The 23,983-nt window shown below is 57.4% G+C and carries 27 protein-coding genes; 23 read left to right on the forward strand and 4 right to left on the reverse strand.

The genetic code is table 11. The features are described 5' to 3' along the window. Window positions 1-26 precede the first annotated feature (26 nt). A complete protein-coding gene (gene ffh, locus G438_RS0103170) occupies window positions 27-1,616 on the forward strand; it encodes a signal recognition particle protein (RefSeq protein WP_026460127.1) in 1,590 nt (529 codons plus the stop codon). Beyond that, a complete protein-coding gene (locus tag G438_RS0103175; protein ID WP_026460128.1) occupies window positions 1,616-2,722 on the forward strand; it encodes an amidohydrolase family protein in 1,107 nt (368 codons plus the stop codon). Before ffh ends, G438_RS0103175 begins: the two co-directional genes overlap by 1 nt. Before the next feature lie 49 nt (window positions 2,723-2,771). Here the strand turns inward: G438_RS0103175 and G438_RS10485 are convergent, their stop codons facing one another. The 3 genes from G438_RS10485 to G438_RS12775 all read right to left on the reverse strand — a co-directional run bounded on the left by G438_RS10485 (window position 2,772) and on the right by G438_RS12775 (window position 4,681). Further along, on the reverse strand, window positions 2,772-3,287 hold the full coding sequence (locus G438_RS10485; RefSeq protein WP_051259238.1) for a GNAT family N-acetyltransferase: 516 nt from the start codon (window positions 3,285-3,287) through the stop codon (window positions 2,772-2,774). Between the two features lie 128 nt (window positions 3,288-3,415). Next, window positions 3,416-4,357, reverse strand: coding sequence for an inositol monophosphatase family protein (locus tag G438_RS10490; RefSeq protein WP_051259239.1), 942 nt, complete (start codon window positions 4,355-4,357; stop codon window positions 3,416-3,418). A 39-nt stretch (window positions 4,358-4,396) separates the two neighbouring features. Beyond that, complete coding sequence (locus G438_RS12775) at window positions 4,397-4,681, reverse strand: hypothetical protein (protein WP_240470965.1); 285 nt, start codon at window positions 4,679-4,681, stop codon at window positions 4,397-4,399. A gap of 449 nt (window positions 4,682-5,130) precedes the next feature. Between G438_RS12775 and rpsP the strand changes: the two genes are divergently transcribed. From rpsP to G438_RS0103250, 12 genes are all read left to right on the forward strand, one after another. Next, window positions 5,131-5,583 (forward strand): 30S ribosomal protein S16, encoded by a 453-nt coding sequence (gene rpsP / locus G438_RS0103195; protein ID WP_026460130.1) that lies wholly within the window; start codon window positions 5,131-5,133, stop codon window positions 5,581-5,583. Between the two features lie 2 nt (window positions 5,584-5,585). Beyond that, window positions 5,586-5,825, forward strand: a complete 240-nt coding sequence (locus G438_RS0103200; RefSeq protein WP_026460131.1) for an RNA-binding protein — start codon at window positions 5,586-5,588, stop codon at window positions 5,823-5,825. An 88-nt stretch (window positions 5,826-5,913) separates the two neighbouring features. After that, entirely contained in the window at window positions 5,914-6,435 is a 522-nt protein-coding gene (gene rimM / locus G438_RS0103205) for a ribosome maturation factor RimM (protein WP_026460132.1), read from the forward strand. Continuing rightward, complete coding sequence (gene trmD / locus G438_RS0103210) at window positions 6,435-7,781, forward strand: tRNA (guanosine(37)-N1)-methyltransferase TrmD (RefSeq protein WP_026460133.1); 1,347 nt, start codon at window positions 6,435-6,437, stop codon at window positions 7,779-7,781. The genes rimM and trmD overlap by 1 nt, the downstream gene beginning before the upstream one ends. A 184-nt stretch (window positions 7,782-7,965) precedes the next feature. Beyond that, window positions 7,966-8,322 carry a 50S ribosomal protein L19 gene (gene rplS / locus G438_RS0103215; protein ID WP_026460134.1) on the forward strand — a complete coding sequence of 119 codons (357 nt, stop codon included), beginning with the start codon at window positions 7,966-7,968 and terminating at the stop codon, window positions 8,320-8,322. An 86-nt stretch (window positions 8,323-8,408) separates the two neighbouring features. Beyond that, complete coding sequence (gene lepB, locus G438_RS0103220; RefSeq protein WP_026460135.1) at window positions 8,409-9,143, forward strand: signal peptidase I; 735 nt, start codon at window positions 8,409-8,411, stop codon at window positions 9,141-9,143. Window positions 9,144-9,148: 5 nt separating this feature from the next. After that, window positions 9,149-9,835 (forward strand): ribonuclease HII, encoded by a 687-nt coding sequence (locus tag G438_RS0103225; RefSeq protein WP_034284908.1) that lies wholly within the window; start codon window positions 9,149-9,151, stop codon window positions 9,833-9,835. A gap of 108 nt (window positions 9,836-9,943) precedes the next feature. Further along, window positions 9,944-10,243 (forward strand): DUF2469 domain-containing protein, encoded by a 300-nt coding sequence (locus G438_RS0103230; protein ID WP_026460137.1) that lies wholly within the window; start codon window positions 9,944-9,946, stop codon window positions 10,241-10,243. 329 nt (window positions 10,244-10,572) lie between these two features. After that, on the forward strand, window positions 10,573-10,986 hold the full coding sequence (locus G438_RS10495; protein ID WP_034284910.1) for a YraN family protein: 414 nt from the start codon (window positions 10,573-10,575) through the stop codon (window positions 10,984-10,986). Then, window positions 10,983-12,545, forward strand: a complete 1,563-nt coding sequence (locus tag G438_RS0103240) for a YifB family Mg chelatase-like AAA ATPase (RefSeq protein WP_026460138.1) — start codon at window positions 10,983-10,985, stop codon at window positions 12,543-12,545. Before G438_RS10495 ends, G438_RS0103240 begins: the two co-directional genes overlap by 4 nt. Further along, window positions 12,532-13,743: a DNA-processing protein DprA gene (gene dprA / locus G438_RS10500; RefSeq protein WP_051259240.1), complete on the forward strand. Its 1,212-nt coding sequence runs from the start codon at window positions 12,532-12,534 to the stop codon at window positions 13,741-13,743. Before G438_RS0103240 ends, dprA begins: the two co-directional genes overlap by 14 nt. A gap of 17 nt (window positions 13,744-13,760) precedes the next feature. Then, window positions 13,761-14,681, forward strand: a complete 921-nt coding sequence (locus tag G438_RS0103250) for a tyrosine recombinase XerC (protein WP_240470966.1) — start codon at window positions 13,761-13,763, stop codon at window positions 14,679-14,681. Window positions 14,682-14,738: 57 nt separating this feature from the next. Here G438_RS0103250 and G438_RS0103255 read toward each other — a convergent pair whose 3' ends face one another. Then, window positions 14,739-15,251 (reverse strand): M23 family metallopeptidase, encoded by a 513-nt coding sequence (locus tag G438_RS0103255; protein WP_026460140.1) that lies wholly within the window; start codon window positions 15,249-15,251, stop codon window positions 14,739-14,741. Window positions 15,252-15,619: 368 nt separating this feature from the next. Here G438_RS0103255 and rpsB point away from each other — a divergent pair, with 368 nt between their 5' ends. The 9 genes from rpsB (at window position 15,620) to G438_RS0103300 (ending at window position 23,900) form a co-directional block, all read left to right on the forward strand. After that, window positions 15,620-16,471, forward strand: coding sequence for a 30S ribosomal protein S2 (rpsB, locus tag G438_RS0103260; RefSeq protein ID WP_026460141.1), 852 nt, complete (start codon window positions 15,620-15,622; stop codon window positions 16,469-16,471). Between the two features lie 22 nt (window positions 16,472-16,493). Further along, window positions 16,494-17,321 (forward strand): translation elongation factor Ts, encoded by an 828-nt coding sequence (tsf, locus tag G438_RS0103265; protein ID WP_026460142.1) that lies wholly within the window; start codon window positions 16,494-16,496, stop codon window positions 17,319-17,321. Between the two features lie 75 nt (window positions 17,322-17,396). Next, window positions 17,397-18,110, forward strand: a complete 714-nt coding sequence (pyrH, locus tag G438_RS0103270) for a UMP kinase (protein WP_026460143.1) — start codon at window positions 17,397-17,399, stop codon at window positions 18,108-18,110. A 107-nt stretch (window positions 18,111-18,217) separates the two neighbouring features. Further along, complete coding sequence (frr, locus tag G438_RS0103275; RefSeq protein ID WP_026460144.1) at window positions 18,218-18,775, forward strand: ribosome recycling factor; 558 nt, start codon at window positions 18,218-18,220, stop codon at window positions 18,773-18,775. After that, the gene (locus tag G438_RS0103280) at window positions 18,775-19,671 is read left to right on the forward strand and encodes a phosphatidate cytidylyltransferase (protein ID WP_026460145.1); all 897 of its coding nucleotides are present in this window, start codon (window positions 18,775-18,777) and stop codon (window positions 19,669-19,671) included. Before frr ends, G438_RS0103280 begins: the two co-directional genes overlap by 1 nt. Beyond that, window positions 19,668-20,885: a dual-specificity RNA methyltransferase RlmN gene (gene rlmN, locus G438_RS0103285; RefSeq protein WP_026460146.1), complete on the forward strand. Its 1,218-nt coding sequence runs from the start codon at window positions 19,668-19,670 to the stop codon at window positions 20,883-20,885. Before G438_RS0103280 ends, rlmN begins: the two co-directional genes overlap by 4 nt. Next, window positions 20,882-21,433 carry a DivIVA domain-containing protein gene (locus G438_RS0103290; protein WP_026460147.1) on the forward strand — a complete coding sequence of 184 codons (552 nt, stop codon included), beginning with the start codon at window positions 20,882-20,884 and terminating at the stop codon, window positions 21,431-21,433. Before rlmN ends, G438_RS0103290 begins: the two co-directional genes overlap by 4 nt. Next, window positions 21,433-22,647 carry a 1-deoxy-D-xylulose-5-phosphate reductoisomerase gene (dxr, locus tag G438_RS0103295; RefSeq protein WP_026460148.1) on the forward strand — a complete coding sequence of 405 codons (1,215 nt, stop codon included), beginning with the start codon at window positions 21,433-21,435 and terminating at the stop codon, window positions 22,645-22,647. Before G438_RS0103290 ends, dxr begins: the two co-directional genes overlap by 1 nt. Further along, entirely contained in the window at window positions 22,647-23,900 is a 1,254-nt protein-coding gene (locus G438_RS0103300; protein WP_026460149.1) for a M50 family metallopeptidase, read from the forward strand. The genes dxr and G438_RS0103300 overlap by 1 nt, the downstream gene beginning before the upstream one ends. Window positions 23,901-23,983: the final 83 nt, after the last annotated feature.

Consider the following 23,983-nt stretch of genomic DNA (forward strand, 5'->3'; position numbering starts at 1 on the left):
CTAAAGTCAACAGGAGAACAACACCCGTGTTCGGAAACCTCTCTGATCGCCTGAGTGAATCCTTCAAACAACTGCGTTCACGTGGCGTCCTGACTGAACAAGACGTCGATCAGACGATCAGCCAGATACGTCGCGCGCTGATTGACGCCGACGTTGCCCTACCTGTGGTCCGTCAGTTCACCAGCCAGGTGCGCGAGAAAGCTTATGGAGCTGCGCGTTCCCGTGCCTTGAACCCAGGCCAGCAGGTCGTTCGCATCGTGCATGATGAACTCGTTGAGATCTTGGGCGGACAGACACGGGAGTTACATTTTGCGCAGCGTGGCCCCACCGTCTTTATGTTGGCGGGCCTTCAAGGCGCCGGTAAAACCACGTTGGCAGGCAAACTTGGTAAATGGCTCACCGAGGAAGGCCAACGCGTACTTCTGGTCGCCTCTGATCTCCAACGCCCCAATGCTGTCACGCAGCTTCAAGTTGTTGGGCAACGCGCAGGCGTGGAGGTGTGGGCTCCAGAACCAGGTAATGGTGTTGGCGACCCTGTCCGCGTTGCTCGCACGGGCCTCGACCATGCGATCACCACCGGCATTGACGTCGTGATCGTTGACACAGCAGGCCGCCTTGGTGTTGACCAGGAAATGATGGAGCAGGCCATTGCCATTCGCAATGCCGTCAACCCTCACGAAATCATGTTCGTCCTTGACGCCATGATCGGCCAGGATGCTGTGACAACAGCAACGGCATTCCGTGACGGTGTGGGCTTCACTGGCGTGGTCCTGTCCAAGCTCGATGGCGATGCCCGAGGCGGTGCAGCGCTATCGGTTCGAGGTGTCACAGGCGCCCCCATCCTTTTTGCCTCTACAGGTGAAGGTCTCGACGACTTCGAACGCTTCCATGCTGACCGCATGGCGGGACGTATCCTTGACATGGGCGACGTGATGACGCTCATCGAACAGGCCGAGAAGAAACTCGACGCTGAAGAAGCTGAAAAAATGGCTGCCAAAGCCATGTCGGGTGAACTCACCTTGGAAGATTTCCTTTCCCAACTGCAGCAGGTCCGCAAACTTGGGTCAATGAAAAAACTGCTGGGAATGATTCCCGGTATGGCGCAGATGCGAGACCAATTGGCCAATTTTGATGAACGCGAAATTGACCGTGTAGAAGCGATTGTGCGCTCCATGACACCGGCCGAACGTCGTGACGTGTCAATCCTCAACGGCTCACGCCGCGCACGTATCGCCCGCGGTTCGGGAACCACTGTCGCTGACGTCAATGCCCTGGTCAAACGTTTTGAAGGGGCCAAAGCAATGATGGGGCAGATGGGCGCCATGGGCGGTATGCCAGGGATGGGTGCCATGCCTGGGCAGGGCGGAAAGGCGAAACAAAAAGCTAACGCGAAGAAAGCTCAGGCTGAGCGTGCGCGCATCAAGAAGAAAGCGCGTTCGGGTAACCCCGCTAAGCGTCGCCAACAAGAACTTGAGGCACTACTGCCGAAGGAACAACGTGGTGGCGCACCAGCTGGCAGTGCTTTCGGGGTGCCTCAAACTCAAGATGTGCCAGCAGCGCGTCCGACATTGGATGATCTTCCTGACGACGTGCGACGTATGCTGCAGGGTTTGTGATGCTCCTCAAAGGTTGGACGCTATGGGGTGCCACAGCAGGCACGAAGGCCCAGTGGACCCACGGTGCGTGGATCGTTGCTGGTGGTGTTATTCGTCACGCCAGGCCCGCTGAAGCCGAGGCGCCAGCAGATTTGAGTGGCTACTTTACGCCAGGTTTTGTTGACGTGCACTGCCATGTCGGCATCGGCCCCCACGGCCCTGTTGCCAAGCGTGAACGTGAAGACCAAATTCGAGCTGATCTTGCGACGGGCGTGCTCACGGTGCGTGACTGTGGATCTCCGGTGGATAACTCTGAACTCGTAGGCCGTGCAGATCTGCCGACTCTGATTCGGTGTGGGCAACATATTGCTCGAACCAAACGCTACCTGCGGGGTTTGCCGCGTGAAGTGGAACCAGGTGATTTGCCAACGGCAATGGCTCAGGAAGCTCGCCGTGGCGGCGGCTGGGTGAAAATTGTGGGCGACTGGATTGATCGAGCTGGGGGAGCAGATGCTGATCTGGACCCGCTGTGGCCTCGTCAGGCACTGATCGACGGCGTCGCAGCTGCTCACGAGGCGGGGGCGCGGGTCGCTGTCCACTGCTTTTCGCATCGTGCAGTTGACGATCTGTTAGAGGCCGGGGTAGACGATATTGAGCATGGTACGGGTATGGACGCTGATCAGATGGCTGAGGCTGCGGCCCGCGGCATTATGGTGACGCCCACGCTTCTGCAAACTGAGTTATTCGGTTCTTTCGCTGACCAAGCAGGTACGAAGTTTCCTGTATATGGGGCAACGATGCGTGCGATGTGGATGCGGCGGAGGGAACATGCCCAGGCACTCTTTGACAGCGGAGTGCCGATTTTGCCGGGTACAGATTCTGGCGGCTACCAAGAACACGGTGTTCTTGGCGATGAATTACGTGCATGGGCAGCTATCGGCGTGGCTACCGAACGTATCCTCGACATTGCGACATGGCAGGCACGTTTAACGATGGGGCAAGACGCACTGGCGGATGGTGCGGTCGCAGACATCGTTCATTTCGAGGAAGACCCGCGTGGCGATGAGCGCCTATGGGGTGTGCCGACAACCGTGATCCGTGGCGGACAAGTAGTGTCTGTGAAGTAGTGGCGTGCTCTGTGAAGGAGTGACGGGCGAGGCGACGTTGTTGCTTCATCTAGTCAGTTGACAGGCGCGAATACACTGCGAGGTCGCTCCATTGGCCACGGCAGTATTGTCCTGCACGCCGGACTCCTTCAAATGTGCAGCCAGCAACTTCGGCCACGTGGCGTGAAGCCGCATTGTCAAGTGCAACGCAGACTTCAATACGGTGGATACCATTGGCGAAGGCATAGTCCATGAGCATTTGCAGCGCCTGAGTTTGCAGACCACGACCGCGTGCCCAAGGTGCTGTCACGTAGCCAACGGAGGCCATTTGGTGCTCAGCGGGTCGCAGGTCAATAGAGCCAAGATAGGCATCCGTTATCGGATCTGCCAGCGCCCACACCAATGTGGCGTTCGAGATCCAGTCGTGTGCCATCTCAAGGGTGTAGTCAGATGGAATCGTTGTCCACTGTTGGGTCCGAGGATCGTTAGAGGTCGTCATCAATGCTTCGGCATCACTTGCGCGCAGTGGGCGCAAACGAAGATTGGTGCCTTCTAGGACCGTTTGTCCGTTAAGGGTGTGGTTCATCGTCTCAGACTAACAGTGGCCAAGTGACCCCGTGGCCAAGGCGTCCCAGCGGCCCAGTGGCGCAGCCGCACAGCGGCCCAGTGGCCCAGCCGCCTCAGGCGTATGTGCTGCCACGCGTCTTTCGGGCGCTACGTGCGGAGCTGCCGCTGCGCCACAATCTGGGAAAAAACATTGGTCGCGGTCGGTAATTCGGCGCCAGGGGCGATTGCCAAACATGCTGGCCGTAGACCTTCAGGTAGTCCGGTGCCTGTATCAGGATTATGGACGGTTCCCCCTGCGATGCGGACAATGTGTACACCAGCAGCCAAATCCCACGGCCCAAAACCAAAACCCATCATTCCTGCACACCACGACGACGCAATATGGGCCAGATCAAGGGCAGCGGCCCCTGTGCGCCGCAGTGTCTGATGCGCCTCGAATAGTGTCGCCTCATAGGCAAGTGCGGTGGCGCCATCACGTTTGATGGTGCTGGGACCAGGGTAGTAACAGATAAAGAGCGCTTCTTTTTCAGTAAGTGGGCGGCCAGCCTGCAGGGGTGTGCGAATACCGCGTCCCTCATGCCACGCCTTAGCGCTGTCGGCAGCCCACGCTTGATCGAGGAGCGGTGCCACAACTACGCCTGCTACGACACGTCCATCGAGCTCAACACCGATGGACGTGCAAAACCACGGCATTCCAGCAGCAAAATTTGCGGTGCCATCAATGGGGTCAACGATCCAACGCACACGATTGCCGAGGCCTGCTACCGCACTGAGCGCCTCGTGCCACCTAGGGGAGGAAGGCAGTGGCGCGCAGGCAACGTCAAGGTCGCAGGTTGGGCCGCCAAGTGGTGCGGCGCCACCTTCTTCGCCAAGGAGGAGTGAGCCGGGCACAGCGCAGTCCAAGATGATACGTAACGCGGTTTCCACTGCCTGGTCGTGGATGGTCACAGGATCGTGATAATTTGCTTTCGTCGTGAAATCTGTGCCGCTGTGTGCTGCTTGACGCAGGTAGGCGGCAGGTGCCCATGCTGCTTCAAGTGCGATATCAGCTAAAGCTGAAGCCAGCGGTGTGAGCGTTGACGTGCTCATCACGAGACCATCCTTTGCTGCATCGGGAATATTTTCACCCTACCACGCGCGCACAGAGTTATTTCTCGCATGCAACCCCATTACCGTCACGGTCGAGTTTCCTGCTGTAGCCAGACTGGCCCTCATATATAGGTGGAACAGGGCCGCCATGAGGGTTTCGATCGGCGTTGCCACAGGCTGGCCCTGGTATATAGGTCTCACCGCAGCGGCGTGGGCCTCAGTGCAATTGCGATAGGACAGCTGCGCTTCCCCCTGAAGAGAGCGAATCTGAGCCTGCTGAACTGTAGTAGCCTCGGCTGCTCGTTGAGCCTCTTCAACGGTCATAGCAAGGAGCGTGGCGACTAAACGTAAACGATGGCAGGCGATCATAAACCTCCGGCAGTGGAATATGTTGTTAATGGGGTTTCTCGTCACTGAGAACGCGATGCGTCGGAAAAGATTGCCGACACTTTGCAGGGATGTGCCCATTTTGACACTATCCTTGAACCACTGTTGGCAATTTCTTGGACATATATGTGATGCGGTCACCTTTCGCTGGCGAGCCTGTAACTCATGTGCCACCTCAGTGACCAGTTCCACTGTGATAGGCCCGAAGTTAGCGCTGAAGAAACTTGGGAAATAAGGCGTATTCGTGGCAAAATAGTTCGCTGTACCCGAACATTCGGTGACCCTCTCACTCCGAATGAACGTGTCCTTGGGATAATACCTGCGATGTGTTTCCCACCATCGCGCGTGGCATCCCACCTCTATACGAAACAGGAGTGACCACACAAGTGGCAGTTCGCATCCGACTGAAGCGCATGGGCAAGATCCATGCACCCGTCTACCGTGTTGTCGTTGTCGATTCGCGCAAGAAGCGTGACGGCCGCGTCATCGAAGAGATCGGCCTGTACGATCCCACACCAAACCCCTCAATCATTCGCATTGAGTCTGAGCGTGCTCAGTACTGGCTCGGCGTAGGCGCACAGCCTTCCGACCAGGTCCGTAACCTGCTCGTCCTCACCGGCGACATTGCTCGTTTCAACGGCAAGAAGGACGCGGTGTCCCGCGTTAAGGTCGCTGAAGGTGACAAGGTTGCTGAAGCTGCTGAAGCCATCAAAGCTGCAGAATCCGCCGCTGAAAAGCGTAAGGCGGATGCATCAGCTGCGAAGGCTGCCGAAAAGGCTGCTGCGGAAGAAAGCGCTGAAGAGACCGCTGAGGCTCTGGCCGAGGCAGAGGAAGCCTGAGCATGCTTGCTGACGCGCTGGAACACCTGGTCAGTGGCATAGTTGATAACCCAGACGACGTGCGCGTGCGCACCCGTTCTCAACGCCGAGGTCAACTCCTTGAAGTTCGGGTTCACCCCGATGACCTTGGTCGTGTCATTGGGCGTGGCGGTCGCACCGCCCGGGCACTACGCACAGTGATCGGTGCACTTTCCACACGCGGACCCGTCCGAGTCGACGTTGTCGACACTGACAGGGAATAATTTCAAATGCGAAGGCCCGGGCCCTAAGGTCCGGGCCTTCGTTTTCTCCCTGAAGAACCCTTTGTCCTCGATCACGTACCATAGCCCTATGCAGATGACAGCAGCCCTTATTGGTCCCGCACATGGTTTACGAGGCGAAGCCATCCTTGATGTGCGTACGGACGATGCCGACCTCCTCCGTATAGGTGCGATCCTTGACACTGATTCCCGCACACACCCACGTCTGACCATCGCGAACCTGCGGACCCATAAAGACCGTGTCCTTGTTGTCTTCGACGAAGTACACGACCGGGAAACCATTGAAACACTGCGTGGTACGGCACTACTGGTTGACGAACACGAAGAAGTCGACGCTTGGTATCCCCACCAACTAAAAGGCCTGCGTGCACAAGACCCTGATGGCAATACGTTAGGCACCGTCACAGGCCTTCACGTGGGGGCAGCACAAGACCTCCTTCTGGTGAAGGCGCCCAGTGGCACCGTCATGGTTCCCTTTGTCACTCAGCTTGTCCCCACCGTCAATGTTGACGGCGGCTACGTCGTCATTGACGCTCCAGGCGGTCTTTTCGACGACGATGTCATAGATGGAGCAGACGGAGGCCGCTCCTAATGCGCCTCGACCTGATCTCAATCTTCCCCGACTATTTCGCCCCACTGGACCTTTCACTGATGGGTAAAGCTCGACAGGCAGGTTTGTTGACCGTCGCCGTCCATGATCTGCGTCGCTGGGCCACAGATAAACACCGCACTGTTGACGATACACCCTATGGGGGTGGCGCGGGAATGGTGATGCGGCCCGACGTGTGGGGGAAGGCTATTGACGAGGCCCTTGCTCAGCCCGTGTTACCGCAGAAAGGGGCTTCGCCTCGTCGAATCCTTGCCATCCCCACACCATCAGGTACGCCTTTCACGCAAAGTGTGGCGGAAGAACTCACCAGCGCAGACCACATCATCGTGGCCTGTGGTCGATACGAAGGTATTGACCAACGTGTCGGAGACTATTACGAAGCCGAAGGTATCGAGGTCCTCTACTTTTCTATTGGCGACTACGTCCTCAACGGGGGAGAGGTGGCGGCACTCGTTCTTGCCGAGGCCGTCGGACGTCTCCTTGACGGCGTGGTAGGCAACCCTGAGTCGCTTGTTGAAGAATCACATAGCGACGACGGGTTGTTGGAATATCCTGCCTATACCCGGCCAGCATCGTGGCGTGACTTTGACGTCCCTGAAGTATTGCGCGGTGGTGACCATGCGGCAATCGGGCGATGGCGTCGTGAGCGCTCCCTTGAACGTACAGCAGTACGTCGGCCCGACATGGTAGCTCGCCTTGACCCAGCAACGCTTGGTACTACCGACAGGGAAATACTTGCACGCAAGGGCTACGTGCTCGTACCGCGCAGCGCACGCCTGGTTATTCGACCAGCCACCGCTGACGATGCGGCTGCCATTTCTGCATTAGCATCACGGACCTTCCCTGACGCTTGTCCTGAGCATCTGCCGCGCCAAGCCATTGACGACTTTATCGCCACACAACTTGGCGTTGACGTTTTCCGTGAACTTCTTGCCAACCCGGACCGCAACCGAATCCTCATCGCGACCATTGACGGCGACGACACACATCCTGTGGGCTACACCTTGACGCATGTGGGCCCACACGCCCTGCCTGACGGTATGGTGCGGCCCGGCAAAATTGATACGACAGCTGCCTACCTATCAAAATGCTATCTGGATGCTGCCTGGCGTGGTTCTGGTATCGCAGGGGCACTTCTGGAAGTCGCCGTAGACGATGTCTACACCCACACGCAACACACGCAAGTGGTGCTGGGGACCAATATTGGAAATAAACGCTCGACTGCGTTTTACAAGAGACACGGTTTCCGTATCGCCGGGAGACGCCATTTTGACGTTGGTGGTGTGGACAATATCGACAACGTCTTGGTGCGCAATATCACCCGATGAGCGAAATATCTGCCCTTGGCGACACTTGGGTGCTGCCACAAACTGTGGCAAACTTATGTACTGGTCCGCCGTGGCGCAACCTGCCGCAGGGGGACGCCATACGCGGAGGACCATCACGAAATCGCAGGGTTAACCTGCCGAATCAGACGTGACTGACCTGCGGCAGGGACGTCGAGGAGTAAAAATGCAGAAGCTTGACGCAGTCGACGCAGCCTCGCTGCGCGATGACATCCCTTCATTCCGCGCCGGTGACACCGTCAAGGTGCACGTCAAGGTTATTGAAGGTAGCCGCTCCCGCATCCAGATCTTCCAGGGTGTCGTGCTCGCTCGTCGCGGACACGGCGTGTCCTCCACCTTCACCGTTCGTAAGGTTTCCTTCGGTGTCGGTGTGGAACGTACCTTCCCGCTTCACGCCCCCACGATCGACCACATTGAGGTCGTCACCAAGGGCGATGTGCGCCGCGCAAAGCTGTACTACCTGCGCGAACGTCATGGTAAAGCAGCGAAGATCAAGGAACACCGTTCCGGCTCCGCAGAGTGATCTGCTAAGGCCTGCTGATGTGGCCCGAATTGCCCCAAGCGGCAGTTCGGGCCACACTGTGTATACCACCCAGGTGAGGAGAGCCAATGGATAATGCAGGATTTACACCTGCGTCGAACCGTGCGCCGATGCACCTGCCCTCGCGCAGAGAACTCCACCGTGAGGCGCGTCGCCGTGCCTCATCACCATGGGAATGGTTCAAAGAGATTGCACTAGTGGTGCTCCTGGCCTTGCTTGTCTCCACATTGTTGCGCCTCTTTATCGTCCAAGTGTTCTACATCCCTTCCCCGTCAATGAACCCAACGCTGGTGGAAAATGACCGCATCGCTGTGTCACGTATCCACTCATGGACTGGCAATATTAAACGCGGCGACGTCATTGTTTTTGACGACGTTTTAGGGTGGTTACCGCCAGGCGAACAACCATGGTGGACAAAGGCCGGAGAGTTTCTTGGAATCATCCCAGCTGACGCTGGACAAAACTTGGTGAAACGCGTCATTGGGGTTGGTGGTGACCGTGTTCAATGCCCAACTATGGGTGGGCAACTTCAGGTCAATGGCGTGAGCATCACTGAACCCTATGTGATGGGACAAGCCTGCACGATGGTTTTTGATGTCACGGTACCTGAAGGAAAACTGTGGGTAATGGGGGACAATCGAGCCAATTCAGCCGATTCGCGCTATCACATGAGTGGCGACGAAACCCCGTTTATTTCCACCGACGCCGTCGTTGGAAAAGCAGTGGCAATTATCTGGCCCATAGGAAACTGGGGGACACTACCTGGACGCGACACTTTTGCTGCGGTCCCTCAAGTGCAGTAGGTGTAATGACACACAGCAACGGACCCACTCGTGACCTCGAACTGTCGCTGTGCGCGAAATGGGGAACAGTAATCGGCATTGACGAGGTGGGCCGAGGTGCGTTGGCAGGTCCCCTTGCCGTTGGTGTTGCCTTGGTTGATGCCCACTGTGGGCAAGCACCGCCTCGTTTAGCGGACTCCAAATTGCTCAGCGCCACTACGCGCACTGCTTTGGCTCCCCGCGTTGCCAATTGGGTGTGTGATAGTGCAGTGGGGTGGGCCAGCGCTGAAGAAATCGACCGGTGGGGGATCACGTGCGCTTTGCGCCTGGCAGCCAGACGTGGCATAGCGGAAATCGAAGCTCACGGGCACACGCTTGGCGGAGTGTTGCTTGACGGCTCACATAATTGGCTCACTACGCCCAATGACCTGCTGTCAGCGTTAGATGGTCCTACCTTGCCTGGCAGCGAGGCGCTTGACGTCCTTCCTGTTGTTACCCAGGTCAAAGGTGACCGATCGTGTGCGGTCGTTGCGGCGGCCTCGATCCTTGCGAAGGTGGCGCGTGATGACTATATGGCAACCTTGCCTGATCCTGGTTACGCGTGGGCATCAAACAAAGGGTATGCGTCCGCGGCCCATATCAGTGCGCTGCGTGAGATGGGGCCAAGTCAGTGGCATCGACGATCGTGGAAATTACCTGGCGTGGACCGCTAGCCGTGCGACGCCATCCCATGCGTGCGATCAGAAGCAACGCATCGTCGGCAATTAGCCGCGCGCAAGGCTGCGCATAGCGATTAGATGACCGCCGACTATGATGAGAGGGTGAGCCAAGATATTGAAAGCTACGAGAACGCCCTGGAATTGGAACTTTTCAAGGAATACCGGGACGTGATCGGGCTGTTCAACTACGTCGTTGAAACAGAGCGACGTTTCTACCTGTGTAATCAGGTTGATGTGCAGGCTCGTCCCGTTGGTAACGACATTTTCTTTGAACTGACACTCACAGATGCCTGGGTGTGGGATATCTACCGTTCCTCGCGGTTCGTGCGCTCGGTGCGTGTTGTGACATACAAGGATGTCAACGTTGAAGAGCTAGCAAAATCTGAGCTGCAAATTCCTTAATCGGTCTGGAAGGCGGGCGTTCGTCTGTCCGTGGGGTGCCCGCGGCCAAAGCGCAAATGGTGAAGAATGCGCGCGGCGACGGGGTGAGTGTTCGTCTGTCCGTGGGGTGCTACGCGGCGGTGCGGTAGCTGATATTGGACCAACGCGGCGGTGCGCCAGTGCCTGTCGAATCTACATATGTCGTGCCACTTCATGTTGAATCCACACAGTAGGCACACTGTGCGACCTATGCACAGCCTGGGATAGCAGACGAACCCAATCCACACTTCCAGCCCATCGTCGACGCATATATGCCACCACATGCCAGGCTGAATGTGGAGGTGATCAATATGCAAGCACAGACTCGCAGGGGCCTAGGCAAAGCAGGTGAAGCATTTGCTGCTGACCTGCTGGAGGAAAGCGGATACCAGATCCTCGCCCGCAATTGGCGTGCTGGACACAACGGAGAACTCGATATCATCGCACAAGATGACGCAGGCACGATCGTGATCTGCGAGGTCAAGACACGTGTCGGCACACTTTATGGCACCGCACTTGAAGCCGTTGATCCGAAAAAACTGCGACGCCTACGGGCACTGGCTGCACAATGGGCACGCCAATATGACACCAGCGCGCCGATACGTCTTGACGTCATTGCTTTGACGATCCCCGTGGAATACCGTCCACAGATCCTCGCCACGAGTGGTCCGATCGACTTTGACCAGTTCAAGGTACATGTGACCTGGGTGGAGGGCGTGTCATGAGCGCTTCAACACTTGCGGTCGCCCTTGTTGGACTTGAAGGACATCTGGTTGAAGTCGAGACGCATGTAGGCCGCGGACTTGTGGCCTTTACCCTGGTTGGCTTACCAGATGCCTCATTACGTGAAGCAAAAGATCGGGTTCGTGCTGCATTACAAAGTTGCGCATTGGAAGTCCTCGACCGGCACATCGTGGTTAACCTGTGCCCTGCGGGCCTGCCAAAGGCTGGGAGCGGTTTTGACTTGGCTATCGCAATGTCGATCTTGGCTGCGACAGGACGAGTTCATGCCGAACGGCTCCACACCACGGTGCTGCTGGCAGAACTATCACTCGACGGCACCTTACGTCCGATACGAGGCGTCCTGCCTGCGCTGGTCGCGGCGGCATCGGCAGGTATAGGCCAGGCGGTAGTTGCCACCGACAACGCTAAGGAAGCACGTCTGGTACCAGGCATGGACGTCACCGCCTTCGATCATTTGGCTGACGTCGTCACGTGGGCAGGTGGCGCAGCGCGCCGCACGGCACCAAGTGGCTATCGACCAAGTGTTGAGCAACAAAAAACCGTCACGTCAGACGAGTGGGCGGGACAAGGAAAAAGTAGCAGCGGTGATCTTGCCGATATCCGCGGTCAAGACTGCGCCATCGCTGCCCTTGAGGTTGCCGCAGCAGGTGGACATCATTTGCATCTTATTGGCGAACCAGGTTCAGGGAAAACAATGCTTGCCCGACGATTGCCCACTATTTTGCCGCCTTTGGACGACGCCACCGCCCTGACCGCCACGGCTGTCCATTCTCTGGCAGGAACACTTGGCACTAAAGGCGGTCTTATCCGCCAACCTCCATTACAAAACCCTCACCATAGTGTGACGACTGTGGCACTCATTGGTGGTGGCAGCACTCATATGCGCCCAGGCGCGGTTTCCTTAGCTCATGGTGGTGTCCTCTTTCTTGACGAGGCCCCCGAGTTTTCGCCACACGCCTTAGACGCCTTACGGCAGCCACTTGAAGAAGGAGAAGTGAGCGTGCATCGGGCGAAAGGACATGCTCGTTTCCCTGCGGATTTTCAACTCGTACTCGCTTCGAATCCATGTCCCTGCGGAGGTGGTAACCGCCGCACACAATGCACGTGCACCTCGCTCCAACGTCGTCGATACAGAGCACGCCTTTCGGGTCCGCTCCTGGACCGTATCGACATCACGATAGCTATGCGCGCACCGACGCGTGCTGATCTATTGCATTGTGCCGCACATACATCGCAGGGCAGTCGACAACGGGTGGCCAACGCGCGTAGCCGTGCAGCGCATCGCTTACGTGACACCCCGTGGATACTCAACCGCCAACTACCCGGCACATGGATGCGCGCACACCTACCAACACCCCGGTCGATTTTAAATTTGCTCGACGAAGCTATTGAACGCGCCGACCTGACCATGCGTGGTGCAGACCGTGTCCTGCGTTTGATGTGGAGTGTGGCTGACCTTGATGACTGTGCTGCCCCACACGAAGGACACCTCGCCACCGCCCTGTCACTGCGATCAGGAGGACCACATGCCTACCTGTAACGTGACAGACGACGAAAGGGACGCGATTTGGTGGTCCTGCGTTGCTGAACCCAGCGACACGATGGCCTCCCAACTGCGTCACCTGCTGGGCGATCATGAAGCCCGCCAATGGGCGAGCGCTCAGAAGCCAGGCGCCCTTCCAGCAGCAGCATATGCGACGATCGGCGCCCAGGAATGGACGACTGCTTGGAAACGATGGTATCCACGCGCAAGCAATGTCTCAGTGGACCAAGAAATGATGGTACTCGAACGGATTGGAGGCGGTATCGTCACCGCGTCGAATCCACGATGGCCGCAGGGCGTTGCTGACCTGGGGCATTGGGCACCGCGCCTGTTATGGGTACTTGGGCAACTTCCACTCTGCCCGATGGTTGCAGTAGTTGGTGCCCGCGCCTCGAGCCCCATGGGTGAACAGACCGCCCGTGACCTCTCAGTGGACTTGGCATCGCGCGGTTTCGGTACCATATCTGGCGGAGCATTCGGTATTGATGCAGCTGCCCACCGTGGCAGTCTTGATGCAGGCGCGCCAACCGTGGCCTATATGGCTGGCGGGATTGGTGTGCCTTACCCGCAGGCACACCGGGAACTATTTTCAGATATTGTCCGCGCAGGTGGCGCGATCGTCAGCGAAGTTCCGCCAAGTTGGCGGCCTGCCCGGTGGCGTTTCCTCGCTCGCAACCGGCTTATTGCCGCCGCAAGTAACGGCATTGTAGTTGTCGAAGCGGCGTTGCGTTCAGGTGCATTAGCGACCGCACGGCAAGGCATGGAAATTGGCCGAGAGGTTGGAGCAGTGCCCGGTCCTGTGACGGCCACGATGTCGCAAGGCTGTCACGAACTGATCCGCAACGGCGCCACCCTCATTCGACACGCGGCTGACATCGCAGAAATGCTCGCCCCGTACCATCGGGCAATCCAAGAACACGAAGCACCGATATTTGGTATGCCAGTCGAAAAAGATCACGGCGTCGATGCCCTCCCAATTGCCCAGCGACGCGTATGGGACGCCCTCCCTGCGCGTTCAGGGTGCAGCACAGACACCTTAGTTAACGCAGCGGGCCTGTCCCGCCAAGAAGTGTTGGCTGCGCTTGCACGACTGGAATTATCAGGATGGGTGTGTGGCGATCCTCGAGGATGGCGACGCGCACCACAACGAAGTCGCAGGGGCGACATCATGCCGAAGGACGTCAAGCAAATATGACAGGTTAGCATTGATACGTGAGTGAGCATCCGCCGTTAACATTGTGGCTTCAGCATCTTCAACACAGGCGTGGGCTGAGTGCACATACTGTTGCCGCATACGGGGCTGATATCCGCTCCTGTTTTGACAGCCTCGGATTGGAACACACCGCCGATGCAGCAACACTTAACACCGAACTGACCACGCGTGCGTTGCGTCGTTGGCTTGCTCAGTCCCACCAGCAGGGCGCTGCACGGTCAACCATTGCTCGCCATGTTTCATCGGTGCGAAACTTCACCGCATGGTTGAAATCAGAAGGACTGCTTGACTATGACCCCGCAGTCGTACTGGCAACAGCACGGCCCGATCAACGTCTACCTCAGGTTGAAGACACTGAAGGAGCACATCGTTTAATGGAAACGGCGCGTGAAGTAGCGCTTAATTCTACGGCTAGCCTGACCGCTCAGCGTGACTGGGCAATCCTCGAAGTGTTGTATTCCAGCGGAATACGTGTGGCAGAACTGTGCGGACTTAATGTCGAGTCGTTCAACCAAGAACATGGGACGCTACGGGTGCGCGGAAAAGGCAACAAAGAACGGACCGTCCCACTGGGCGATCCCGCCATCGACGCACTTAATCATTATCTGACGCGAGTACGCATTTGCCTAGTCAAAGACAGTGGACAGCGTGCCCTGTTTTTGGGCGCTCGCGGTGCACGAATCGACCAACGAGTTGTGCGCACAATGGTCCACCAAGCCTGTGCCGCAGCAGGGGTCAAGGACTTGGCACCCCACGCGCTACGCCATACGGCAGCGACCCATCTCCTTCAAGGAGGAGCCGACCTGCGTGCAGTCCAGGAGCTACTTGGCCACGCCTCACTCAACACCACCCAGCGTTACACCCACGTCGATGCACAACGTCTATCGGCGATATACCGACGCGCTCATCCAAGGGCATGACAGCGTTGGTAGCTTCGCGATATGCCACGGTTGACGGGGAAGGCCACTGCGGAATACTTACCAGTAATTGTCCCAAGGTTTCAGTACGGACCGGCCCGCGAGGAAACGCAAAGGATTCACCCAGTGTCGAGATGAGGTTTTCGCCCCCCAATGCAAGTTGCCCGGCGAATGTCCTTCCACGACATACCCAATGTGCTGACCAGCCTCAACATACTCACCTGCCGCCACCACCGCCTCGACTGGTTCGAAGGTCGTGCGCAGCGGGTATAAGTGCCCGCCTACATCAATCGACACCACCGGACGATCGACGATGACACCGGCATAGACGACAGTGCCAGCGGCAGGGGAGAGGACAGGGGAGCCAATCGGGACATCAAGATCAACCCCACGATGCCCAGGGTGCCATGGTTGTTCAGGCGGATCAAAGGCGCGCAGAACCCGAACAGGTCCGCCAGTTGGCCACAGCCAGCGTGGCAATGTCGACGTATCCGCCGCTGAGGCTGCCACAAAAGAATAAAGCGAGCCGACGATAAGCAAGAACGCTGCGGATAAGGTAGCGGTGCGTCTCATACGTCAATTCTTGACGGTGTGCCCACTGACTACGCTAACGAAGCGGGGCTTTGTGGACGTGCACTCACACTGTTCCACAGACGGTCCACGGTAATCGATCTGCGGGACGAGGCTCACAAGCCTCATGGTCAAGGCAACTTCCACAATGGGATAAAATAGACGGGCATCTGCCACGGCAGGTGACTACGCGCGCCATTACCGCATCAGCCGCCTCGTGTGGCACAAGATCGGAGCTACACCCGACGCGGTCCTACGGGAGTCGGGTGGCTATGGCGCTAGGGCCCAGGCTGGGACTTCCAGTTCACGGGCGACAACCGAGTTCGGGCGACTACGCCCACAAACCCGCATAAGCGGGGGAAGGACGACCAATGGCAGTCGTAACCATGCGCCAGCTCCTTGAGTCCGGTGTCCACTTCGGTCACCAGACACGCCGCTGGAACCCCAAGATGAAGCGCTTTATCCTTACCGAGCGCAACGGCATCTACATCATTGACCTGGCGCAAACCATCGCCGATATCGACATTGCGTACGACTTCGTCAAGCAAACCGTCGCTCACGGAGGCACCATCCTTTTCGTCGGCACCAAGAAGCAAGCACAAGAAGCTGTGGCCGAACAGGCATCCCGCGTTGGCATGCCCTATGTGAACCACCGCTGGCTCGGCGGTATGCTCACCAACTTCTCCACCGTGTCCAAGCGTCTCCAGCGCCTCAAGGAACTCGAACAAATCGACTTTGATGACGTCGCCGGTTCGGGCCGCACCAAGAAGGAACTGCTGATGATGCGCCGAGAGATGGAAAAACTCTCGCGTACCCTTGGCGGTATCCGTGACATGAACAAGGTGCCCTCCGCTGTGTGGATCGTGGACCCCAAGAAGGAACACCTCGCAGTCTCTGAAGCACGCAAGCTCAACATCCCAGTCGTGGCGATCCTTGACACGAATGCTGACCCGGACGAAGTGGACTACCGCGTTCCCGGCAACGACGACGCCATCCGCGCTGTCGGCCTGCTTACCCGTGTCATTGCTGACGCTGTCGCTGATGGTCTTCTTGCACGCTCGGCCACCCGCAAGGGCGCTACCGGTGAAGAAGCTGCCCCCGCAGCTGAGCCGCTGGCCGAATGGGAGCGCGAACTCCTCGAAGGTACCGAAGCCAACGCTGAAGAAGCAGCTGTTGAAGCAGCCGTCGAAGAGACCGCTGAAGAAGCCCCCGCACAGGACTGACTTTTAGGAAGGAAACACAGCAATGGCGAATTTCACCGCTGCTGATGTCAAGGCGCTGCGCGAACAAACCGGCGCCGGCATGATGGACGTCAAGAAGGCTCTTGTTGAAGCTGACGGCGACGCTGAAAAGGCACTCGAAATTATTCGACTCAAGGGCCTCAAGTCGCTGTCCAAGCGCGAAGGCCGCCAGGCGTCAGCTGGTCTGCTGGCTGCCCGCGTTGAAGGCACCGTCGGCGTCATGGTGGAAGTGAACTCTGAAACCGACTTCGTCGCAAAGAACCAAAAGTTCATTGACTTCGCTGCCAGCGTCCTCGACGCTGCCGTGGCTTGTGGCGCAGCTGATGTTGAGACACTGCTGGCTGCCCCCATGGGGGAAGCAACCGTTCAGGATGCTCTCAACGAAATGGCCGCTGTCATTGGTGAAAAGTTGGAGATCCGTCGCGTCATCCGCGTCGAAGGCGAAAACGTGGATCTCTACCTGCACCAGACCAGCCCTGACCTGCCCCCGCAGGTGGGTGTCTTCGTCGTCACCGACGCCGCAGGCGCATCCGTGGCGCACGACATTGCGATGCACGTGGCTGCCTACATGCCTGCCTACATTGACCGCGACGCCGTCCCAGCTGACGTGCTTGAAAAGGAACGCGCCACCCTCGAAAAGATCACCCTCGAAGAAGGCAAGCCTGAAGCCATCGTTCCTAAGATCGTTCAGGGACGTCTTGAGGCATACTTCAAGGAAAACTGCCTTGTTGATCAGGCTTTCGCCCGCGATCCCAACAAGACCGTTGCCCAGGTTCTTAAAGAAGCTGGCGCATCCGTCAGTCAGTTCGTCCGCGTTCACGTTGGCGCCTGATATGTCCTAATGGCCCCGCCCCAGAGGCGGGGCCATTACTACAAGCACTTTCCCCACAATCTACGAGGAGCGTATATGACCCGGCAACGACGAGTCTTACTGAAAGTCTCAGGTGAGGCATTCGGTGGAGGTGCAGTCGGCCTCGACCCACACGTTGTACGCGATATCGCCACACAAATTGCCGAAGCTGTTAACCAAGGCATCCAGGTGGGCGTTGTCGTTGGCGGCGGCAATTTCTTCCGAGGCGCCGAACTGTCACGCTCAGGTCTGGACCGCTCCCGTGCAGACTATATGGGAATGCTGGGCACCGTCATGAATGCATTAGCGTTGCAGGACTTCATTGAACAGGCCGGTGTGCCTGCACGTGTCCAAAGCGCCATCGCTATGCAACAGGTAGCGGAGCCCTATATCCCGCTTCGCGCCATCAGACACATGGAAAAAGGTCGCGTCGTGGTCTTCGGTGCGGGCGCAGGTATGCCGTATTTCTCAACCGATACGGTCTCTGCTCAACGTGCACTTGAAACACATTGTGATGAACTGCTGGCTGCCAAAAACGGCGTTGACGGGGTGTACGATTCTGACCCTCGGACGAACCCCGACGCCAAACGCCTCGATTTCATTACCTACGCTGATGCCCTCGCGCAAGGCCTCAAAGTTGTCGACGCCGCCGCCTTCGCCCTATGCCAAGAAAACGGCCTCAATATGCGCGTCTTTGGTATGAGTGAGCCCGGTAATGTCACCAAGGCACTTCTTGGCGAAAATATCGGCACCTTGGTTGCTGCAAAGTAACCAGTAGAACCTCACTGTGTCGATGCAGTCTCGTATACTGTGACGAGGCTGCATCGCCATTAGGTAGGCTTGTGGCGACTGTGAAGAAACATAATGAAGGAGTTCCCGTGATTGACGACATCTTGCTCGAAGCAGAGGAAAAGATGGACCGTGCAGTGGAAGTAGCCCGCGCCGAATTTGGAAATATCCGTACCGGTCGCGCTAACTCCGCGATGTTCGAACAACTCCTTGTTGAGTACTACGGTGCTCCTACCCCCATGCAACAGTTGGCCTCCTTCCAGATTCCAGAGGCTCGCACCGTCCTCATCACCCCCTTCGACCGCAGTGCTACAGCAGAAATTCTGCGGACTTTGCGTGAATCTGATCTGGGTGTTAACCCCACCGATGATGGCAATGTTATCCGCGTGACGCTGCCAGCCCTGACTGAAGAACGCCGTAAAGAATACGTTAAACAAGCCAAAAACAAAGGCGAGGATGCGCGCGTGGCCGTTCGTGCTGTTCGCCGCAAGGCAAAAGAAGCACTGGATCGTCTGAAGAAAGATGGCGAAGCCGGTGAAGACGAAGTGGCACGTGCAGAAAAAACACTCGAAGAGGTCACCAAGTCTCACGTCGACCAGATCGACAAGATGCTTGCCACGAAAGAAAGCGAATTGCTGACAATCTGATGCCGGACCAACCCAGCTCCCGCCTCGTGTCGCGCCTGCTGGAGCCCACCCCTTCGCGGGATCACCCAGCTCTGGCAGCTACCGGCCGTGCCGGACGTAACCTCCCCGCAGCGGTGGGGACCGCCGTTGTACTCATCGGCTTACTTGTCGGCTCCCTTTTCTTCCTACCTGAGCTATTCGTTGGCCTCGTTGCCACCCTCAGTGTCCTAGCGATCTGGGAACTCAGTGGTGCTTTTGCGCGCGTCGGAGTACGTATCGCATTGCCGCCCCTTTACGTCGGCACTGTTGGGATGCTGATTTGCGTGTGGACGCTCAGTTCTGAGGCGCTGCTAGCTGCCCTGGTCCTCACCTGTTTTTCAGCAATACTGTGGCGTCTCCTTGACGGCAACCGTGAAGGGATGCTGCGCGACATTAGCGCCTCCGTATTCACAGCAGCCTACGTGCCCTTCCTTGCGTCCTTTGTGGTCCTGCTGGTGTCAGCGCACGCGAACCCGTGGATCGTGCTGCTACATGTGGGGCTGACAACCCTGAGTGACACAGGCGGGTGGCTGGCAGGCATACTTTTTGGCAGACACCCTATGGCGCCGCGCTTGTCTCCCAAAAAATCGTGGGAAGGTTTTGCAGGTTCCATACTGTTATGTACCGGCGGGGCAGTGGGTGCCTTTATTTACCTGGGGCACCACTGGGCATGGGGCGTGCTCGCAGGTACCGTCATCGCTTTCGTTGCCACTGTTGGTGACCTCACGGAATCGCTCATTAAGCGGGAAGTGGGCCTGAAAGACATGTCGAATCTGCTGCCAGGACATGGTGGCGTCCTTGACCGCGTTGATTCGATTCTGATGACAGCCCCCGTCCTGCATCTGCTTCTCCTTGTCGCCCAAGGGGGACCGAGGTGATAAAGAACGTGTCAGCGCGCCGAGAAGTACGGCCCACCGACCAGCCGCCAGAAGGGGCCACACGCCCGGATGCGCGCCCAATCCTGTCCTTTACGGCCAAACGGCGAGGTAAAGCTCCAGCCCATCTGGCAGATTTTGACCATGCGGACCGTAAAGTCTTCGTTAAAGAAGCAGGGCTGCCGCCGTTTCGTGCGGATCAGCTCTCGCGTCACTATTTTGAACATAACCTTGCTGACCCAGAACGCATGAGTGACCTGCCACTTGCGGCACGGCCAGTGGTCGCTGAGAAAATCCTGCCCAGCCTCGTCAAAGAAGTGACAGTGCTCCGTGCCGACGGAGGAACAACACTGAAGCATCTGTGGGAACTCTACGATGGTGCCACCGTCGAGTCGGTGCTGATGCGCTACAGTGACCGCACGACACTATGTGTATCCTCCCAAGCAGGATGCGGTATGGCCTGCCCATTTTGTGCCACAGGCCAAATGGGGCTGACACGCAACCTTTCGACAGCGGAAATTATCGACCAGGTACGCTTGGCGCGAGCCGCTTGTGAGTCAGGTGAATTGACAGGTGGCCCCACACGTCTGAGCAATATCGTCTTTATGGGTATGGGCGAACCGTTGGCGAATTACAAGGCCGTCATGGCAGCTTTGCGACGCCTTATCGAACCCAGCCCCCACGGATTCGGAATGTCGGCGCGTGGTATCACAGTGTCAACGGTCGGCCTTGTGCCTGCTATCAAGAAACTTGCTGGCGAAGGAATCCCCGTGACCCTGGCAGTCTCCTTGCATGCTCCTGACGACGATTTGCGCGATGATCTCATCCCCATTAATTCCCGTTGGAAAGTGGCTGAGCTGCTTGACGAGGCACGCGCGTATTTCCGCGCGACAGGTAGGCGTGTTTCCATCGAATACGCGTTGATTAAAGATATGAACGACCAGGCGTGGCGTGCCCAACTTCTGGCTGATGAACTGAATAAACGAGGCCACGGTTGGGTTCACGTCAATCCCATTCCGCTGAATCCGACACCAGGATCAATCTGGACCGCCTCGACACGGCGCGCTCAGGACGAATTCGTGCGGATACTGCGAGACAATGGAATATCAACTACGATCCGTGACACTCGCGGCTCTGATATTGACGGGGCTTGCGGACAGCTTGCCACCGCAGTGAAAGAACGGCAGACACAACAGGCGTCTCAGGAGGACTCATGAGCATGACATTCCCGCGCGTGGGATTTTTCAAGCACGGGTATGACCCTGCCGGTGTGGATGAATTCTTTGAAGATGCCAAACGTGCTTATGAAGGTGGTGTTCCTGCCGAACAATTCAGTTCCGAGCAGGTACGCCGCGCCACCTTTCTGCTGAAACGGCGTGGCTATGACATCAACGCTGTTGACGCTGCCATGAATCGTCTTGAAGCTGCCTTCGTACAGCGTGACCGTAGTGATCATGTGGCGGTCAATGGCGAGGCGGCATGGTTCGAAAAGATCGCTGACAGAGCAACAACCCTGTACCCGCGCCTACGGCGCCCCCGCGGCGAACGTTTCGCGCGTCCACAATCAGGACGCGGCTATGATGCGGAAGCCGTTGACGATCTTCTTGACCAACTTGCCGCTTATTTTGACGACCGTGGTGACATTACTGTCGACGATATACGGCATGCAATTTTCCGTCCTGCACGCGGTAAGAAAGCCTATGCGGAGGGTCCGGTGGATGCCTACCTGGGCCGTGCCACCGAGATCTTGTTGGCGGTTGATTAATGACACGCGAGGTTGTGCTCCTTGGCTCGACCGGGTCAATTGGGACACAAGCACTTGAGGTGATTTCGGCGCATCGCGCCCACTTCACTGTGCGCGCACTGGGTGCCGGAGGTGGCGACCTTGAACTTTTGGCCCGCCAAGCGGTGGACTATCGGGTCGAAGCAGTAGCAGTTGCACGCGATTGTGCTGACGAATTAGCGGCACTGATCACCGCCCTGCTCCCTACAGGTACTGCTCTGCCAGAGATTTTTGCAGGACCAGATGCTGCCACGCATATTGCCGGACTATACCCGTCCGCCACTGTTCTTAACGGCATCACAGGGGGAGTGGGCCTGGGTCCGACGCTGGCGGCACTGGAAGCAGGCAGCACACTTGCCCTGGCAAATAAAGAATCGTTGGTTGTCGGCGGACCACTCGTCCGCGCCGCAATGCAACGCGCAGGACAAATCATTCCTGTCGATTCAGAACATAGCGCGATCGCGCAGGCACTGTTGAGCGGTGTCCACGAAAAAGGCTTGACCGCCCCCGTTGTCACAGGCCGTAGTGAAGTTGCTGCCCTTGTTCTGACCGCTTCAGGTGGACCCTTCAGAGGTAAGAAACGAAGCGACCTCGCCCACGTGAGTGCGCAAGAGGCGCTGGCTCACCCCACCTGGAATATGGGACCTGTCGTCACCATTAATTCGTCGACCTTGGTCAACAAAGGGTTGGAATTGATCGAAGCGCATCTCCTCTTTGATGTCGCCCCAGATCAAATACACACAGTGATCCACCCGCAGTCCATCGTCCACTCCATGGTGACCTGGCAGGACGGATCAACCATTGCCCAAGCATCGCCACCCGATATGCGTCTACCCATTGCACTGGGAATGACGTGGCCGCAGCGCCTGCCGGATATTGAAGCACCCCTGACGTGGGAAGCGCCGCAGGCATGGACCTTTGAACCGGTGGATGACCACACCTTCCCCGCGATAGCGTTGGCACGTCAGGCAGTTGCCGCATCTGCCACCCACCCTGCGGTGTATAACGCTGCCAATGAAATCTTCGTTGATGCGTTCTTGCGGGAGGCTTTGCCGTATCTGGCAATCGTTGATCTTCTTGGCCAGGTGCTTGAGGAACATGACGGGGTAGCTCAGCCAGATCTTGCTGATGTAATGGGAGCACAAGAGTGGGCGTGTTCCAAAGCACGTGAACTTGTTGCGCAGTTAGGTGCCTAATGTCGTCTTTGTGGGGAATACTCGCAGTTATTGTCGGTCTACTTGTCTCAGTTGCTGTCCATGAACTGGGGCATATGTACTTCGCGAAGCGTTTTGGGGTACCTGTCCCAGAGTATTCGATTGGTTTTGGCCCCAAGCTGTGGTCCACTTCGTGGCGTGGCACCCAGTATTCTTTCCGCGCTATCCCATTAGGCGGATATGTGCGCATTCCAGGGATGTTTGCGCCTGCAAAAGCAGGCACTCGACTGACACGCAATAATGGGCGACTCACTCTGGCTCAGGAAGCGCGTGTCCAGTCCGCCTCGGAGCTACCAGCGGGCACTGAGCACCGCGCGTTTTACCGTTTGAGTGCGCCCAAAAAATTCCTCATCATGTTCGCAGGTCCTGCTACCAATCTCATTCTGTGCGTAATTTTGGCTGCTACGGCAATGATTGGTATTGGTTACCGTAGCGCCACCACGGAAATTGCCGAGGTGCTGCCCACGGTCACCACAGCCTCGGGCAGCCACACTCAAAGTCCCGCCTCCGCTGCTGGACTGATGGCTGGCGACCGTGTGCTTGAAGTTGATGGTGTCGCAATCACAAGTTGGAGTCAATTCCAACATGCCATCGCCGACACATCAGTGTCGACGAAACCGTCAATCGAAGTGCTTGTTGACCGGCAAGGACAACATCTTAAGGTGACGTTGACACCGGTGCGTGTATCAGATGAAACGGTTGCGATTGGTGTGCGCTCAGGAACAGAATATCGGCCGGCGACCCTTGGACAGGTGGGACAGACTGTTGTGTCGATGGCTCGCGACACAGCTGCCCTAGTTGCGCGTCTGCCCATGTCAGTGTGGAATGTTGCTACGTCGCTCGTGACAGATGAACCACGAGAACGCACAGGTTTAGTGTCAGTGGTAGGTGTTGGTCGTATTGCTGCGGAGGTGACCAGTGGCGATGCCTCCTCCCTTGGAATCACTGATGTGCGTCAATCAGCGTCTGTTTTGCTCATGCTTGTCGCGTCGCTGAATATGGCGTTGTTCATTTTTAACCTCTTGCCTCTGCCTCCTTTAGATGGCGGACATATCCTTGGCGCAATTTACGAGGGCACGCGACGCCAGGTGGCTAAACTGCGTGGCGCTGATGATCCTGGGCCCGCTGACACTGCGCGTCTGATGCCGCTGACCTACACGGTCGCTACGTTCTTTATTGGCATGACGCTGATCCTTGTACTTGCCGACATATTTAATCCGATCACGTTGGGTTAGGTACGTCCAGCGTGCGAACCGAGTCCAATTGGCAGATGCTGTGCCCAGTGCTCTCAGCATGACCGTGCAGACTAAAGGACTCG

The sequence above is a fragment of the Schaalia suimastitidis DSM 15538 genome, from assembly GCF_000429105.1.
Classification (GTDB): domain Bacteria; phylum Actinomycetota; class Actinomycetes; order Actinomycetales; family Actinomycetaceae; genus Pauljensenia; species Pauljensenia suimastitidis.